Genomic DNA, 14,552 nt, shown 5'->3' with positions numbered 1-14,552 from the left:
CGGCCCGGCTCAGAGTGCTCCGACGCCGGCGGCGGCGGTCGGCCCGGGCCGGCGCGTTCGACGCCACGGCGGCCGGGCAACGCCGACAATGACCTGACCGACCCAGGGAGCGCCGATGAACCGACCTGTCGTGGTGGGCGTGGACGGATCGCCGTCCAGCCTCGTCGCCGCCGAACACGCGGCGCGCGCCGCGCTGCTGCGGTCCCGACCGCTGCTCCTGGTGCACGGTTACCTGCATCCGCTCGGGTACGGCGTGCCGATCAACCCGTACGACGTCGGGGTGCCGGTGCCCTCCGACGAGGCGCAGAAGATGTTGGAGCATACGGCGGCCGAGCTGACCGGGCGGTGGCCGGGCCTCGCCGTCGAGGTGCGTCAGGTCGCCGGCGGCCCGGGCGCCACCCTGGTCGAGGAGTCCCGTCGGGCGGAGTTGGTCGTGGTGGGCAGCCGTGGTCGGGGCGGGTTCGCCGGGCTGCTCCTCGGCTCGGTCGGGGCGCAGGTGGCCGCGCACGCGCACTGCCCCGTGCTGGTGGTCCGCCCGGAAGAGCAGCCGATCCCGGTGGACGGGCCGGTGCTGGTCGGCGTCGACGGGTCCGAGTCGTCCCGGGTCGCCGTGGGCCTCGGCGCTGACGAGGCGGCGCGGCGGGACGTACCGCTGGTGCTGGTGCACGTCGGCCCGGCGGACGGGGCCCGGGCGGTGCCGGAGGAGATCGAGGAGTCGCAGGCCGCGTACCAGGCCGAGGCGGTGCGGCTCCTGGCCGACGCCTCGACCGTGGTGCGCGCCGCGCATCCCGACCTGGTGGTGCGGGAGCATCCGGTCCGGGCGGCCGGCGCGGCCGAGGGGCTCATCGAGGCCAGCGGCACGGCGTCGCTGCTGGTCGTGGGCACCCGGGGCCGGGCCGGGTTCGCCGGTCTGCTGCTCGGGTCGGTCAGCCAGGCGGCGATCCAGCACGCACCCTGTCCGGTGCTGGTCGCCCACCCGGTCAGCTGACCGGCGTGTCGTCACCTCGGTCGAGCAGTTGCAGGAAATCGGTGGTGAGGGCGAACGGGTCGGCCGGGCCGGTGGCCGGTGGCCGGTGCTCGATCTGGTCGGCCAGCTCACCGGCGGCGCGCCGGATCCGGCCGCGCAACGCGCCGTCGGCGGTGCCGTCGGACCAGTCCTCCGGTGCGGCGAAGACCGCGGTCGGGACCACCACCGACCGAAGGTAGGCGAACATCGGGCGGACGGCGTGCTCCAGAGCGAGGGAGTGCCGGGCGGTGCCGCCGGTGGCACCGATCAGCACCGGCCGGTCGATCAGCGACTCGGAATCCAACACGTCGAAGAAGGACTTGAACAGCCCGTTGTACGAGGCGCTGAAGATCGGGGTGACGGCGATGATCCCGTCCGCCCCGGTCACCGTGTCGATGACCTCGCGCAGCGCTGCCGGCGCGAACCCGGTGAGCATGTTGTTGACCACGTCGTGGGCGTACTCCCGCAGGTCGACGACGTGCAGCTCCACCTCGTGGCCGCGCCGGACCAACTCGTCGCGGGTGGCCGCGGCGAGTTGGTCGGCGAGCAGCCGGGTCGACGAGGGCTGGCTCAGCCCCGCCGAGACCACGGCCAGGGTGCGCCGGGTCATCGGGTCGCCCCCTCCGGTGCCTTGCCCGTCACGTCGTCGACGGCGTGCACGGTGCTGTCCTTCGCGCCGCCCGCCGCGGCGACCAGCGAGGTGTGCGTCGGCGCTGCCGGCACGTGCGCCGGACGCAGCGCGGCGAACTCCTTGCGCAGCACCGGCACGACCTCCTCGCCGAGCAGGTCGAGCTGCTCCAGCACGGTCTTCAGCGGCAACCCCGCGTGGTCCATCAGGAACAGCTGCCGCTGGTAGTCACCGACGTACTCCCGGAAGCCGAGCGTGCGGTCGATGACCTGCTGCGGGCTGCCCACGGTCAGCGGGGTCTCCCGGGTGAACTCCTCCAGCGACGGCCCGTGCCCGTAGACCGGGGCGTTGTCGAAGTAGGGCCGGAACTCCCGGACCGCGTCCTGCGAGTTGCGGCGCATGAACACCTGCCCACCGAGGCCGACGATGGCCTGGTCGGCCGAGCCGTGGCCGTAGTGCGCGTACCGCTGGCGGTAGAGCCCGATCATCCGCTGGGTGTGCTCCTTGGGCCAGAAGATGTGGTTGGCGAAGAAGCCGTCGCCGTAGTAGGCGGCCTGCTCGGCGATCTCCGGGCTGCGGATCGAGCCGTGCCAGACGAACGGGGGCACTCCGTCGAGCGGGCGCGGTGTCGAGGTGAACGACTGCAACGGGGTGCGGTACTTGCCCTTCCAGTCGACCACGTCCTCGCGCCACAGCCGGCGCAGCAGGTCGTAGTTCTCGATGGCCAGGGGGATGCCGGCGCGGATGTCCTTGCCGAACCACGGGTAGACCGGGCCGGTGTTGCCGCGACCCATCATGAGGTCCACCCGGCCGCCGGACAGGTGCTGGAGCATCGCGTAGTCCTCGGCGATCTTCACCGGGTCGTTGGTGGTGATCAGCGTGGTGGCGGTGGACAGCAGCAGCCGCTCGGTGCGGGCCGCGATGTAGCCGAGCATCGTGGTCGGCGACGACGGCACGAACGGCGGGTTGTGGTGCTCGCCGGTGGCGAAGACGTCCAGGCCGACCTCCTCGGCCTTCAACGCGATCGCGACCATCGCCTTGATCCGCTCATGCTCGGTCGGCTCCCGACCGGTGGTCGGGTCGACCGTGACATCGCCGACGGTGAAGATTCCGAACTGCATGACCAGCTCCCTGCGGCTAGAACCGGGTCATTCCTGTCGCCCGGACGCACCTCACAACTTATTTGACGACGCAACTATTCCGCCAGTGGCGGGCCCGCCGGTGGCCCCGGTCACTCGCGGCCGAGCCGGGGAGACACCCCGGCTCACGTCCGGATGTACGTGCTGATGGCAACGCCGGACTCGAAGGTCCGAGTGCTGGCGACGGTGAAGCGGGCCGGATTGAAGGGCCCGTCGAACATCGAGATGCCGGCACCGACAACCAGCGGGTACCGCTTGACCACCAGCTCGTCGATCTCCGGCAGCAACTGGCGGGCCAGGTGCCCACCACCGCAGAGCCAGATGTCCTGCCCGTCCTCCTGCTTGAGCTTCCGGACGATTAAAGCACTTCGCATGAAGTGGTCTGAACGTAGTACTACACTTGGAGTAGTGTCAACCTGAGCATGCCTGGAGGTCTCATGCGTCAGAACCCGGCCCGGCGTACGGCGCTGCTCGACGCCGCCATCGAGGTGCTCGCCCGCGAGGGGTCACGGGGGCTGACCTTCCGGGCCGTCGACGCGGCGGCGTCGGTGCCCACCGGCACGACGTCGAACTACTTCACCAACCGGGACGATCTGCTCGGCCAGGTGACCCAGCGGACCCGGGAACGCCTGGCCCCGGTGGACGCGGAGGTGAGCGTGACCATGCAGGCGCCGCCGACCCGCGCCCTGGTCACCCAGTTGATGCGGGAGCTGTACGGCCGGCTTCAGCGGGATCGGAGCAGCTACCTGGCCATGCTGGAGCTGCGCCTGGAGGCCACTCGACGCCCAGAGCTCCAGACGGCGCTCACCGAGGTGTTCAGCGCGAACCTCCAGGACAGCATCCGGTTCCACCTCGACGCCGCGCTGCCCGGCGACCAGACCACAGTGCTGCTGCTCTATCTCGCCATGAGCGGCCTGCTCATCGACGACCTCACCCTGCCCGAGGTGCTCGCGCCGTTTCCGCGCGACGAAATGATCGCCGACCTGGTCGACCGGATCCTCCCACCCGAGACGCCGACCACCGGCAGGTCGTAGGACGACGACCACCGCCCGGCGCGGCCCGGCACCCGACCGTCGGCCGCAAGCCTGCCGAACCCGGTTGGGCAGCCGACGTCCTCGACGCGGCGGATCGGCTCAGCCGCCCGCCACCGACGGCAACACCTGCACCTCCGCACCGTCGGTGACCGGGGTGGCCAGCCCGCCGGAGTGCCGGCAGTCTTCCCCGTCGACGAACACGTTGACGTAGCGGCGCAGTTCGCCGCGCTCGTCGCGGATGCGCCGGGCCAGCCGGGGATGCGCGACGGCCATCTCGTCGAGGACCGCCCGCAGCGTCCCGGTGGCGGTGACGCTCACGCGACTCGCACCCCCGGCCTCGCCGCGCAGCGGGCCGGGCAGCAGCACGGTGACCATGCTCAGACCTGCGCGGCGCGAACGCAGAGCACGTCGGGCAGGTGCGCCGCGACCGACGACCAGGAGTCACCCTCGTCGCGGCTGGCGAAGACCGAGCCGGAACGCGTGCCGAAGTAGACCCCGCCGGGGCTGGCGTCATCGGCGCACATCGCGTCGCGCAGCACCGCCGGATAGAACGGCCCCTCGGGCAGGCCGACCGAGAGCGGCTCCCACTTGCCGCCGGCGTCGGCGGAACGGAACACCCGGCAGCGGTGGTCGGTCGGGAACCGCTCGCCGTCGGCCACCAACGGGAAGGTCCACACCATGCCGCCGCGCCCCGGGTGGGCGACCATCGGGAAGCCGAAGTCGCTGGGCAGCCCGTCGGCGATCGAGGACCAGGTGCGGCCGTCGTCGTCGGAGCGGTAGACACCGTGGTGGTTCTGCGCGTAGAGCCGCTCGGGGTTGGCGGCGTCCCGGGCGACCTTGTGCACGCACTGGCCGAACTCCGGCCACTCGTCGGGCATGAAGTAGGCGCGGATGCCGGTGTTGCCCGGCGCCCAACTCGCCCCCGCGTCCTCCGAGCGGTAGACCCCACCGGTGGACATGGCGACCAGCAGCCGAGCCGGGTCACGCGGGTGGGGCAGCACGGTGTGCACGGCCTGACCACCGAAGCCGGCCTCCCACTGCGGGCGGTGCGGGTGGTCCCAGAGGGAACGGACCAGCTCGAAGCTGCGACCGCCGTCGGTCGACTTGAACAACGCGGAGGGCTCGGTGCCGGCCCAGACCACGTCCGGCTCGTCGGGGCCCGCCGGCATCAGCTGCCAGACCCGCCCGAGGGAGACGCCGGTGTCGGCCGGGAACGCCACCGGCGCCTGGTCGGGCTCGTCCCAGGAAGCGCCGAGGTCGTCGCTGGTGGCGACGCTGGGACCGAAGTGTGAGCTGGTCATGCCGGCCAGCAGCCGCGGGGTCGAGCGACGGGTGTCGACCGCGACCGCGTAGACACCGGTCATCGGAAAGTGCGGACCGGTGATCTCCCAACTGCGCCGGTCGTCGGTGCTGGTGGCGAGAAACAGGCCCTTGGCTGTGCCGATCGCGAGCAGTGTTGCCATGATGTCCTCCGAACCGTCGGTGAGCAGGTCCGGTGATTATGGCCACACCCTCCGACAGTCTCCGCCGCCCACACGCCGGACGGCGGCCTCAGCGCCGGACGCGGGGCACGTGCCGGCGGTACGCGCTGACCGTGGGATCGCCGTCGAGCCAGAACCGCCAGGGCAGATCGTGCGCGCCGGTCACGCCGACCCGGGGACCGGCCAGCACCGTCTCCGGCGGCACCGGACGGGCCGGCGGTCGCAGGCGGACCGGACCATCGCCGAGCAGGTACGCCCCGTACGCCTCGCGGTCGATGCCGAGCGCGGAGCAGAGCCGGGCGGGCCCGCGGGCGAGGTCCACGTCCCGCCGGACGGCCGGCCGGCGCTCCCGTGCCGTGGCCAGCCCATCGACCACCTCACCGGCGCGCAGCAGCACGGCGGCGGCCTCACCGTCCACCCCGGTGACCACGTTCATGCACCAGTGCATCCCGTAGGTGAAGTAGACGTAGGCGTGGCCGGCGGGGCCGAACATCACGGCGTTGCGCGGCGTACGGCCGCGATGGGCGTGCGAGGCGGAATCGCCGCCGCTGCCCGCGTACGCCTCGACCTCGGTGATCCGGGCGGTGACCCCGCCGGCGTGCAGTCGGCAGCCCAGCAACCCGCGCGCCGCCGGCAGCAGTGGACCGGCGAGCAGGTCCGCCAGCGCCGTCAGGTCGGCGTCGGTGGTGCGGTCACCGGAGGTCAGAGCCATGTCCCCGACGGTACCCACCCCGCGAATCGATCGTGTGGGCGCCGGCTCGCCCGAGCACACCGGACCGCCGACCGGACCGCCGGGACTTAAACAATCTGTTGACAACGACACGTTGATGGGGTGTGCTCGGGGTATGACGACCGAGGACATCTTCACCGCGCCGGACCCGGGCCGGGCGCGATCCCACCGGACGTACGAGGCGTTGCAGCGCATCAGCGAGCGGCACGCCGGCACCGACACCCAGCGGAGCCGGTGGGCCCACCCGTACGTGCTGGACCCGTGGGAGGCGGTCGCCCTGGTCACCGCCCTGGCCGCCGGCGGAGCCGAGCGCGAACCCGCGGAGGAGCCGATCGACGCCGCCGACCTCACCGCCGCGCTGACCCTGCTGCCCCACGTGCGCGCCGAGCTGGACGCCCTGGAGGCGGGCCTGTTGACGCTGGCCCGCGACCGGGGGCTGACCTGGCAGGCGATCGCGTACGGGCTGGGCCTGGGCAGCGCCCAGGCGGCCCGACAGCGCTACGAGCGGGTCGCCGCCCGCTCGTCCGAGCAGACCACCTGAGCCGACCCAGGCGGAATCGACGCCCGGATCGGCACGCCGTGCCCGCGACGGCGGTCGGGCGGGCACACTGTGCGCACGACGAGGAGGCACCCATGGAACGCACCGAGATGCGGGCGTACTGCCTGGCGAAACCGGGAGCGTGGCTGGACCAGCCTTGGGAGGGCGACGAGGTGGTGAAGGTGGGCAGCCGGATCTTCGCGTTCCTCGGCCGCGACGGCGGCAAGCCGACGGTCGGCATCAAGTGCGGGCCCACCCGGGAGGTGGCCGACGAATGGCTGCACCGGCACCCCGACGACGCCAGCGTGATGGCCTACATCGGCCGGTCCGGATGGAACACCCTGCGTCTGGACGGCGGAATCGACGACGAGGAGCTGACCGAGGCGGTCGACTCGTCGTACGACATGGTGGTGGCCAAGCTCCCCAAGCGGGAGCGCCCGACGGCCTGAACCAACCGTGGCGTCGGCGGCAGCCACCGACGCCACGGCACGGTCAGCGCGGGACGACCCGTTCGGTGGCCCACTCCCGCCAGGTCGCCAGCCGGTCCGCCGCGTCGGCGAGCTGGTCGGCGACCGGGCCGGGGCCGGTGGAGCCGGGGGTGGTCCGGGCCGCGAGAGCCGAACGGACCGAGAGCACGTCGCGCACCGACGGGTCGAGGTGCTTGCTGACGGCGGCCAGGTCCTCGTCGGAGACGTCCTCCAACTCGCACTCCCGGGCCGCGCAGAGCGCCACCAGCTGACCGGTGATCTCGTGCGCGTCGCGGAACGGCACGTTGCGGCGGACCAGCCAGTCCGCGACCTCGGTGGCGAGGGAGAAGCCGACCGGGGTGGCGGCGACGAGGCGGTCCACCCGGACCGTCATCGTGGAGATCATTCCCGCCAGGGCCGGAAGCAGCAGCTCCAGGGTGTCGACCGCGTCGAAGGCCGGCTCCTTGTCCTCCTGCATGTCCCGGTCGTAGGTCATCGGCAGACCCTTGAGCATGGTCAGCACGGTCATCAGGCCACCGACCAGCCGCCCGGACTTGCCCCGGGCCAACTCGGCGATGTCCGCGTTCTTCTTCTGCGGCATGATCGACGAGCCGGTGGCGAACGAGTCGTCCAGCTCCACCCAGCCGAACTCGTGCGAGGTCCAGAGCACGACCTCCTCACCGAGCCGGGACAGGTGCACCCCGATCATGGCGGTGGTGAAGAGGAACTCGGCCACGAAGTCCCGGTCGGCCACGGCGTCCATCGAGTTGGCGAACGACGTACGGAAGCCCAGCTCCTTGGCCACGGCCACCGGGTCCAGCGGCAACCCGGAGCCGGCCAGGGCACCCGCGCCGAGCGGGCTGATCGCCGCCCGGTGGTCCCAGTCGCGCAGCCGCTCCAGATCCCGCAGCAGCGGCTGCACGTGGGCGAGCAGCCAGTGCCCGAAGGTGACCGGCTGGGCGTGCTGAAGGTGCGTCATGCCCGGCGCGGCGGTGTCGATGTGCCGCTCGGCCTGCTCGACCAGCGCCTCCGCCAACTCCACCAGGCGACTGGCCACACCTCGGGCGTGGTCGCGCAGGTAGAGCCGCAGGTCGGTGGCGACCTGGTCGTTGCGGGACCGGCCGGCGCGCAGCTTGCCACCGAGGCTGCCGAGGCGCTCCAGCAGACCACGCTCCAGCGCGGTGTGCACGTCCTCGTCGTCGATGGTGGGGCGGAACGACCCGGAGGCGCAGGCAGCCTCCAGGTCGTCCAGCGCGGCCAGCATCCGACCCAGCTCCTCCGGGTCGAGCAGACCGGCGCCGGCCAGGACCCGGGCGTGCGCCCGGGAACCGGCGATGTCGTACGGGGCCAGGCGCCAGTCGAACTGCACGCTCACCGACAGTCGGGCGAGCGCCTCGGCGGGGCCGCCCGCGAACCGGCCACCCCAGAGGCTCGTCCGGTTGGTGGCGGCGCTGTTCTCGGTCAGGCTCTTGTCGTCCACGTCGCCCATCATTGCTCTGGTTGCCTTTCGCCCGCGACTGCGGGGCTCACTCGCCGTGCCCGGTCACTCTTCACACTCCGCCGCGTCATGACGCGGCACTCCCGTCGACGGTGTCCTCCCGGCGGGCCCAGCCGGCGAGCTTGTCGCCGAGCGCGGCCCCGCCGACGGCCTCACGGGCCACGACGAGGATGGTGTCGTCACCGGCGATGGTGCCGACGACCTCGGGCAGGCCCGCCCGGTCCAACGCGCTGGCCAGATACTGGGCCGCCCCCGGCGGGGTCCGCAGCACCGCGATGTTGCCGCTGGAGTCGACCCCGTTGAGCAGTTCGCGCAGCAGCCGCACCAGCCGGGCCGGCGCGGCCTCCGCGTCGCGCAACGGTCGCTGGCCGTCCTCGGGGATCAGGTAGACGGCCGGACCATCGCCGCCGCGCACCTTCACCGCGCCCAACTCCTCCAGGTCCCGCGAGAGGGTGGCCTGGGTGACGCCCACGCCGTCGGCGGCGAGCAGGTCGGCCAACTCGGTCTGCGACCGGATCGCCCGGTCGCGGATCAGCTCCACGATCCGGGCGTGCCGGGCCGCGCGAGTCAGCGGCGCGGTCATCGTCGCAGCCCGATGGCGGTGTCGTCGGTCGCGGTGTCGTCGGTCGCTGGCTCGTCGGTCGCGGCCCCCGCCGTCGTGGGGTCCAGCAGGAACGTCAGCAACGCCTTCTGGGCGTGCAGCCGGTTCTCCGCCTGGTCGAAGACCGCGCTCTGCGGGCCGTCGAGCACCTCGTCGGTGATCTCCTCGCCGCGGTGGGCGGGCAGGCAGTGCAGCACGATCGCATCCGGTGCGGCCTGGCCGAGCAACTCCTTGTTGACCTGGTACGGCAGGAACGGGGTGATCCGGTCCAACCCGTCGGACTCCTGCCCCATCGACGTCCAGGTGTCGGTGGCCAGCACGTCGGCGTCGCGGACCGCCTGGGCCGGATCGATCACCACCCGCACCGACCCGCCGGTGTCCGCCGCGATCTGCGCCGCCCGTTGCACCACCGCCGCGTCCGGTGCGAACCCGGCCGGGCCGCCGATGCGGACATGCATCCCGGCCATCGCCCCGGCCAGCAGGTACGACTGCGCCATGTTGTTCGCGCCATCTCCCACGTACGCCAGGGTACGGCCGGCCGTGCCACCGCACCGCTCCCGGATGGTGAGCAGATCGGCCAGCAGCTGACACGGGTGGAAACCGTCGGTGAGCGCGTTGATCACCGGCACGCTGGCACCCGCCGCCACCTCGGCGATCCGCTCGTCCCCGTGGGTCCGCAGCACGATCGCCGCGACGTAACGGGACAGCACGCGCCCGGCGTCCGCGAGGGACTCACCCCGACCGAAGTGGGTGACCTGGGTGTCCACCACGAGAGGGTGCCCGCCCAACTCGGCGATCCCGGCGTCGAACGAGATCCTGGTCCGCAGGCTCTGCTTGTCGAAGAGCACCGCCACCGAGCGGGGGCCGACCAGCGGCCGGTGGCCGAACCGGTCCGCCTTCATCCGCGCAGCCAGGTCGAGAACCGCGGACTGTTCTGCGGGCGAGAGGTCGTCGTCGCGGAGGAAGTGCCGAGTCATCGAGTCGTCCCCGTCGTGGTCGTGGGTGTCGGCGTCGAGATCTTGGAAGATTTCGGCCCCTGGAGGGGCGCTTTCCCTCCAAGATCTGCGTCGGTTCCGGCGGCGGCCGGGGCGGTCGCGTCCAGTGCGGCAGGCAGCGCCGCCAGGAAGGTGTCCGCCTGGGCGGCGGTGAGGATCAGCGGCGGAGCCAGCCGCACCAAGCCCGGCTGCACCGGGTTGACCAGGAAGCCGGCTTCCCGCAGCGCCTCGGCCAGCACCGACGAAACCGGCGCGGTGAGCGCCACGCCCAGCAGCAGACCGGTGCCGCGCACCTCGGCGACCAGCGGGTGACCCAGCGCCTCGATGCCGCGACGCAGCCGCTCACCGACCCGCTTGACGTTGTCAAGCAGGCCTTCGTTCGCGATGGTCGCCACCACGGCGAGCGCCGCCGCGCAGCTGATCGGGTTGCCGCCGAAGGTGGTGCCGTGCGAGCCGGGGGTGAGCAGGTCGGCGGCGGGACCGAAAGCCAGCGTGGCGCCGATGGGCAGCCCACCGCCCAGCCCCTTGGCCAGGGTGACCACGTCCGGCTCCACACCCTCGGCCTGGTGCGCGAACCAGTGCCCGGTACGCCCGACGCCGGTCTGCACCTCGTCGAGGACCAGCAACGCGCCGTGCCGGGCGGTGATCCGCCGGGCCGCCGCGAGGTAGCCGGCCGGCGGGACGACGACGCCGTTCTCGCCCTGCACGGGTTCCAGGATCACCATGGCGGTGGCGTCGGAGACCGCCTCCTCCAGGGCAGCCACGTCGCCGTAGTCGACGTGGGTCACCTCACCCGGCAGTGGCCGGAACGGATCGGCCTTCGCCGGTTGGCCGGTCAACGCGAGAGCGCCCATGGTGCGGCCGTGGAAACCACCCCGGGTGGCCACCACGTGGGTGCGCCCGGTGCGCCGGGAAAGTTTGAACGCCGCCTCGTTCGCCTCCGCACCCGAGTTGGCGAAGAAGACCCGACCGGGACGGCCAGCGAGCGCCAACAACAGCTCGGCGAGGGCGACCGGCGGCTCGGCCACATAGAGGTTGGAGACGTGCCCCAGGGTCGCGACCTGCTTCGACACCGCCGCCACCACCGCCGGATGGGCGTGCCCGAGGGCGTTGACCGCGATGCCGCCCACCAGGTCCAGGTATTCCCGGCCGGCGTCGTCGACCACCACGGCACCCGCGCCGGAGACCAACGCCAACGGCGGCGTGCCGTAGTTGTCCATCATGGACTGCTTCCACCGCTGCGCCAACGTGCTCATGTCGCGTCCGTCCCGTCTCCCGGCACCACCATCGTTCCGAACCCTTCCGAGGTGAACACCTCAAGCAACGTCGAGTGCGCCACCCGGCCGTCGACGACGTGCGCGGCCGGCACTCCCCCACGCACCGCCCGCAGGCAGGCCTCCATCTTCGGCACCATCCCCGACTCCAGGCTGGGCAGCAGCTTGGCCAGATCGTCCGCGTCGATCTCCGAGACCAGGCTGCTCGTGTCCGGCCAGTCGGCGTACAGACCGGCCACGTCGGTGAGCACCACGAGCTTGCGGGCCCGCAACGCGATGGCCAACGCCGCGGCGGCGGTGTCCGCGTTGAGGTTGTGCAACACCCCCTCCACGTCCGGCGCCACCGTCGAGATCACCGGAATCCGACCGGCCTCGATCAGGTCGGTCACCGCGGACACATCCACCGACTCCACGTCCCCGACCTGACCGACATCGACCGGCGCCCCGTCCACGTACGCCGGACGACGCACCGCGGTGAACAACCGGGCATCCTCACCGGAGAGACCGACAGCGTACGGACCATGCGAGTTGATCAGCCCGACCAACTCCCGGCCCACCTGACCGACCAGCACCATCCGGACCACGTCCATCGCCTCGGCGGTGGTCACCCGCAGGCCACCCCGGAACTCGCTGGCGATGCCGAGACGACCCAGCATGGCGGAGATCTGCGGACCGCCCCCGTGCACCACCACCGGCTTCAGACCGGCATAGCGCAGGAAGACCATGTCGGCCGCGAACGCCCGCTGCAACTGCGGATCGGTCATCGCGTTACCGCCGTACTTGACCACCACCGTCGAGCCGGAGAAACGTGCCAGCCAGGGCAGCGCCTCGATCAGCGTCTCCGCCTTGACCTGGGCGCGAGCCAAGTCGCTACTGAGACTCATGTTGAATACGCCGAATTCTCGTGGACGTACGCATGGGACAGATCGTTGGTCCAGATCGTGGCGGCCGACGTGCCCGCGTGCAGGTCGATCCGGATGGTCACGTCCCGACCGGTCAGGTCGACCTTCGAGCGGTCCTCGGCGGCGGCGCCGCCCCGGCACACCCACACCCCGTTGACCGCCACGTCCACCTCGTCCGGCTCGAACGCGGCGGCGGTCGTGCCGACGGCGGCGAGGATCCGACCCCAGTTGGGGTCGTTGCCGAACAGCGCCGTCTTGACCAGGTTGTTGCGGGCCACCGTACGACCCACCTCGACCGCCTCGTCCTCGTCCGCCGCGCCCACCACGTCGATGGCGACCTGCTTGGTGGCGCCCTCCGCGTCGGCGACCAACTGCTGGGCCAGGTCGTGACAGGCCGCCGTCACGGCAGCGGCCAGCTCGGCCAGCGTCGGCTCGATGCCGCTCGCCCCGCTGGCCAGCAGCAGCACGGTGTCATTCGTGGACATGCAACCGTCGGAGTCGACCCGGTCGAAGGTCACCCGGGTGGCCGCCCGCAACGCCTCGTCCAGCATCGCTGGCCCGGCCACCGCGTCGGTGGTCAGCACGCAGAGCATGGTGGCCATCCCCGGCGCGAGCATCCCCGCACCCTTGGCCATGCCACCGACCGTCCAGCCACTCCCCCGGGCCACCGTGGTCTTCGGCCGGGTGTCCGTGGTCATGATCGCCTCAGCGGCGGCCGGGCCACCGTCGCGGGAGAGCCCGCGCACCGCCGCGCCGACGCCCGGCAGCAGCTTCGGCATCGGCAACCGCTCACCGATCAGGCCGGTCGAGCAGACCGCGACCTCACCAGCACCCACGATCAACCGTGGGCTGACCGAGGTCAGCGCGGCGGCGGTGTGCTCAGCGGTGGCATGCGTGTCCTGGAAACCGGCCGGGCCGGTGCAGGCGTTCGCGCCACCGGAGTTGAGCACCACAGCACGCACCACACCGCCCTGCACGACCTGCTGGGTCCAGAGCACCGGCGCGGCCTTGACCCGGTTGGTGGTGAAGACACCGGCCACCCCGGCGTCCGGGCCGTCGTTGACCACCAGGGCGACGTCCGCGCCGCCACTGGCCTTGAGGCCGGCGACCACCCCGGCCGCCCGGAACCCCCGAGGGGTGGTGACGCTCACGGCGCCACCCCCCACACCGACAGGCCCGTCGTCTCCGGCAGGCCAACCATCAGGTTCGCGTTCTGTACGGCCTGACCGGCAGCGCCCTTGCCCAGGTTGTCCAACGCGCTGAGCACGATCAGACGACCCGAGTCGACATCGACAGTGGCCTGGAGGTGACACGAGTTGGAGCCCAGGGTGGCGGCGGTGTGCGGCCAGCGCCCCTCCGGCAGCACGTGCACGAACGGCGCGTCGGCGTACGCCCGCGCCAGCACGTCCTGCGGGTCGACGCCGCGCGCCGGCACCGCGGTGACGGTGGCCAGGATGCCGCGCGGCATCGGCGCCAGGACCGGGGTGAGCGACAGGCCGGTCGCCCCAGTGGCCTGCTTGATCTCCGGGACGTGCTGGTGGGTGCCCACCCGGTACGGCGACAGGTCGCCCATCACCTCGCTGGCCAGCAGGTGCGGCTTGGCCGCCCGGCCCGCGCCGGAGGTGCCGGAGGCGGCGACCACCACCACGTCGGCGGGGCTGGCCGCGCCGTCGGCGATCAGCGGCGCGAGCGCCAGGGTGATCGCGGCGGCGTAGCAGCCGGTGTTCGCCACGCGGGTGGAGCCGGCGATCAACTCCCGCTGACCGGGCAGCTCGGGTAGGCCGTAGGCCCACTGCCCGGCGTGCGTGCCGCCGTAGTATTGCGCCCAGGCGTACGGGTCGGCGAGCCGGTGGTCGGCACCCAGGTCGACGATCCGCACCTCGGCCGGGAGTTGGGCCGCGAGGGCCGCCGACTCGCCGTGCGGCAGGGCCAGGAAGACCAGGTCCGCGTCGGCCAGGCTGGCCGGATCGGTCGTGCCGAACACCAGGTCGAGCCCGGTGAGCTGCGGGTGCACCACGTCGACGCGGTGCCCGGCCTGGCTGTGCGCGGTGGCGGCGACCAGGTCGAACTCCGGGTGCCCGGCGATCAGGCGCAGCAACTCACCTCCGGCGTACCCGCTCGCTCCGGCGACCGCGACTCGGATCCCCATACTCACCTCCGCATGACTATGCAGCGAAGGCTAACAAGGGCGACCTGTTTCTTGCAAGTTAATACAGCCCTCTGCATGATGATGTAGAGCCCCCGCCCCGCCCTCGCGAT

The 14,552-nt window shown here is 72.2% G+C and carries 17 protein-coding genes; 4 read left to right on the top strand and 13 right to left on the bottom strand.

Annotated elements, in window-relative coordinates; genetic code table 11:
* Window positions 1–115: 115 nt before the first annotated feature.
* On the top strand, window positions 116–988 hold the full coding sequence (locus tag EV382_RS04570) for a universal stress protein (RefSeq protein ID WP_130400381.1): 873 nt from the start codon (window positions 116–118) through the stop codon (window positions 986–988).
* Here EV382_RS04570 and EV382_RS04565 read toward each other — a convergent pair.
* The 3 genes from EV382_RS04565 to EV382_RS04555 all read right to left on the bottom strand — a co-directional run bounded on the left by EV382_RS04565 (window position 981) and on the right by EV382_RS04555 (window position 3,219).
* A complete protein-coding gene (locus tag EV382_RS04565) occupies window positions 981–1,616 on the bottom strand; it encodes an FMN reductase (protein WP_130400380.1) in 636 nt (211 codons plus the stop codon). The genes EV382_RS04570 and EV382_RS04565 overlap by 8 nt on opposite strands.
* On the bottom strand, window positions 1,613–2,755 hold the full coding sequence (locus EV382_RS04560) for an LLM class flavin-dependent oxidoreductase (RefSeq protein WP_130400379.1): 1,143 nt from the start codon (window positions 2,753–2,755) through the stop codon (window positions 1,613–1,615). Before EV382_RS04560 ends, EV382_RS04565 begins: the two co-directional genes overlap by 4 nt.
* A 143-nt stretch (window positions 2,756–2,898) precedes the next feature.
* Window positions 2,899–3,219: a dihydrofolate reductase family protein gene (locus EV382_RS04555; RefSeq protein ID WP_130400378.1), complete on the bottom strand. Its 321-nt coding sequence runs from the start codon at window positions 3,217–3,219 to the stop codon at window positions 2,899–2,901.
* On the opposite strand from EV382_RS04555, the gene EV382_RS04550 reads away from it, so the two are divergent.
* Window positions 3,211–3,807, top strand: a complete 597-nt coding sequence (locus EV382_RS04550; RefSeq protein WP_130400377.1) for a TetR/AcrR family transcriptional regulator — start codon at window positions 3,211–3,213, stop codon at window positions 3,805–3,807. The two genes, EV382_RS04555 and EV382_RS04550, sit on opposite strands and share 9 nt — an antisense overlap.
* Before the next feature lie 99 nt (window positions 3,808–3,906).
* Here EV382_RS04550 and EV382_RS04545 read toward each other — a convergent pair whose 3' ends face one another.
* The 3 genes from EV382_RS04545 to EV382_RS04535 form a co-directional block, all read right to left on the bottom strand.
* Complete coding sequence (locus EV382_RS04545) at window positions 3,907–4,182, bottom strand: ubiquitin-like small modifier protein 1 (RefSeq protein WP_130400376.1); 276 nt, start codon at window positions 4,180–4,182, stop codon at window positions 3,907–3,909.
* Between the two features lie 2 nt (window positions 4,183–4,184).
* Complete coding sequence (locus tag EV382_RS04540; RefSeq protein WP_130400375.1) at window positions 4,185–5,270, bottom strand: WD40/YVTN/BNR-like repeat-containing protein; 1,086 nt, start codon at window positions 5,268–5,270, stop codon at window positions 4,185–4,187.
* 88 nt (window positions 5,271–5,358) lie between these two features.
* Window positions 5,359–6,000 (bottom strand): DNA-3-methyladenine glycosylase, encoded by a 642-nt coding sequence (locus tag EV382_RS04535; RefSeq protein WP_130400374.1) that lies wholly within the window; start codon window positions 5,998–6,000, stop codon window positions 5,359–5,361.
* A gap of 133 nt (window positions 6,001–6,133) precedes the next feature.
* Here EV382_RS04535 and EV382_RS04530 point away from each other — a divergent pair, with 133 nt between their 5' ends.
* Together EV382_RS04530 and EV382_RS04525 are read left to right on the top strand one after the other, a co-directional pair.
* A complete protein-coding gene (locus EV382_RS04530) occupies window positions 6,134–6,559 on the top strand; it encodes a DNA-binding protein (protein WP_130400373.1) in 426 nt (141 codons plus the stop codon).
* Between the two features lie 92 nt (window positions 6,560–6,651).
* On the top strand, window positions 6,652–7,005 hold the full coding sequence (locus EV382_RS04525; RefSeq protein WP_130400372.1) for an MmcQ/YjbR family DNA-binding protein: 354 nt from the start codon (window positions 6,652–6,654) through the stop codon (window positions 7,003–7,005).
* Window positions 7,006–7,048: 43 nt separating this feature from the next.
* Here EV382_RS04525 and argH read toward each other — a convergent pair whose 3' ends face one another.
* From argH to argC, 7 genes are all read right to left on the bottom strand, one after another.
* Window positions 7,049–8,512 carry an argininosuccinate lyase gene (gene argH / locus EV382_RS04520; RefSeq protein ID WP_130400371.1) on the bottom strand — a complete coding sequence of 488 codons (1,464 nt, stop codon included), beginning with the start codon at window positions 8,510–8,512 and terminating at the stop codon, window positions 7,049–7,051.
* 76 nt (window positions 8,513–8,588) lie between these two features.
* Entirely contained in the window at window positions 8,589–9,104 is a 516-nt protein-coding gene (locus EV382_RS04515; protein ID WP_130400370.1) for an arginine repressor, read from the bottom strand.
* Entirely contained in the window at window positions 9,101–10,099 is a 999-nt protein-coding gene (argF, locus tag EV382_RS04510; protein ID WP_130400369.1) for an ornithine carbamoyltransferase, read from the bottom strand. The genes EV382_RS04515 and argF overlap by 4 nt, the downstream gene beginning before the upstream one ends.
* Window positions 10,096–11,373 (bottom strand): acetylornithine transaminase, encoded by a 1,278-nt coding sequence (locus EV382_RS04505; RefSeq protein WP_130400368.1) that lies wholly within the window; start codon window positions 11,371–11,373, stop codon window positions 10,096–10,098. The genes argF and EV382_RS04505 overlap by 4 nt, the downstream gene beginning before the upstream one ends.
* The gene (argB, locus tag EV382_RS04500) at window positions 11,370–12,275 is read right to left on the bottom strand and encodes an acetylglutamate kinase (protein ID WP_130400367.1); all 906 of its coding nucleotides are present in this window, start codon (window positions 12,273–12,275) and stop codon (window positions 11,370–11,372) included. Before argB ends, EV382_RS04505 begins: the two co-directional genes overlap by 4 nt.
* On the bottom strand, window positions 12,272–13,444 hold the full coding sequence (argJ, locus tag EV382_RS04495; RefSeq protein WP_130400366.1) for a bifunctional glutamate N-acetyltransferase/amino-acid acetyltransferase ArgJ: 1,173 nt from the start codon (window positions 13,442–13,444) through the stop codon (window positions 12,272–12,274). Before argJ ends, argB begins: the two co-directional genes overlap by 4 nt.
* A complete protein-coding gene (gene argC, locus EV382_RS04490; protein ID WP_130400365.1) occupies window positions 13,441–14,442 on the bottom strand; it encodes an N-acetyl-gamma-glutamyl-phosphate reductase in 1,002 nt (333 codons plus the stop codon). The genes argJ and argC overlap by 4 nt, the downstream gene beginning before the upstream one ends.
* Window positions 14,443–14,552: the final 110 nt, after the last annotated feature.

Origin of the sequence: Micromonospora violae, assembly GCF_004217135.1 — a bacterium.
Classification (GTDB): Bacteria; Actinomycetota; Actinomycetes; order Mycobacteriales; family Micromonosporaceae; genus Micromonospora; species Micromonospora violae.
This window is presented reverse-complemented; position numbering and strand designations above follow the sequence as displayed.

What these genes read in the sequence shown, in the direction of transcription:
- EV382_RS04535 (WP_130400374.1), bottom strand. Translation starts at nt 6,000, where the DNA reads ATGGCTCTGACCTCCGGTGACCGCACCACCGACGCCGACCTGACGGCG.
- argB (WP_130400367.1), bottom strand. Translation starts at nt 12,275, where the DNA reads ATGAGTCTCAGTAGCGACTTGGCTCGCGCCCAGGTCAAGGCGGAGACG.
- EV382_RS04565 (WP_130400380.1), bottom strand. Translation starts at nt 1,616, where the DNA reads ATGACCCGGCGCACCCTGGCCGTGGTCTCGGCGGGGCTGAGCCAGCCC.
- EV382_RS04570 (WP_130400381.1), top strand. Translation starts at nt 116, where the DNA reads ATGAACCGACCTGTCGTGGTGGGCGTGGACGGATCGCCGTCCAGCCTC.
- argC (WP_130400365.1), bottom strand. Translation starts at nt 14,442, where the DNA reads ATGGGGATCCGAGTCGCGGTCGCCGGAGCGAGCGGGTACGCCGGAGGT.
- EV382_RS04560 (WP_130400379.1), bottom strand. Translation starts at nt 2,755, where the DNA reads ATGCAGTTCGGAATCTTCACCGTCGGCGATGTCACGGTCGACCCGACC.
- argF (WP_130400369.1), bottom strand. Translation starts at nt 10,099, where the DNA reads ATGACTCGGCACTTCCTCCGCGACGACGACCTCTCGCCCGCAGAACAG.
- EV382_RS04505 (WP_130400368.1), bottom strand. Translation starts at nt 11,373, where the DNA reads ATGAGCACGTTGGCGCAGCGGTGGAAGCAGTCCATGATGGACAACTAC.
- EV382_RS04530 (WP_130400373.1), top strand. Translation starts at nt 6,134, where the DNA reads ATGACGACCGAGGACATCTTCACCGCGCCGGACCCGGGCCGGGCGCGA.
- EV382_RS04545 (WP_130400376.1), bottom strand. Translation starts at nt 4,182, where the DNA reads ATGGTCACCGTGCTGCTGCCCGGCCCGCTGCGCGGCGAGGCCGGGGGT.
- EV382_RS04550 (WP_130400377.1), top strand. Translation starts at nt 3,211, where the DNA reads ATGCGTCAGAACCCGGCCCGGCGTACGGCGCTGCTCGACGCCGCCATC.
- EV382_RS04515 (WP_130400370.1), bottom strand. Translation starts at nt 9,104, where the DNA reads ATGACCGCGCCGCTGACTCGCGCGGCCCGGCACGCCCGGATCGTGGAG.
- EV382_RS04525 (WP_130400372.1), top strand. Translation starts at nt 6,652, where the DNA reads ATGGAACGCACCGAGATGCGGGCGTACTGCCTGGCGAAACCGGGAGCG.
- EV382_RS04540 (WP_130400375.1), bottom strand. Translation starts at nt 5,270, where the DNA reads ATGGCAACACTGCTCGCGATCGGCACAGCCAAGGGCCTGTTTCTCGCC.
- argH (WP_130400371.1), bottom strand. Translation starts at nt 8,512, where the DNA reads ATGGGCGACGTGGACGACAAGAGCCTGACCGAGAACAGCGCCGCCACC.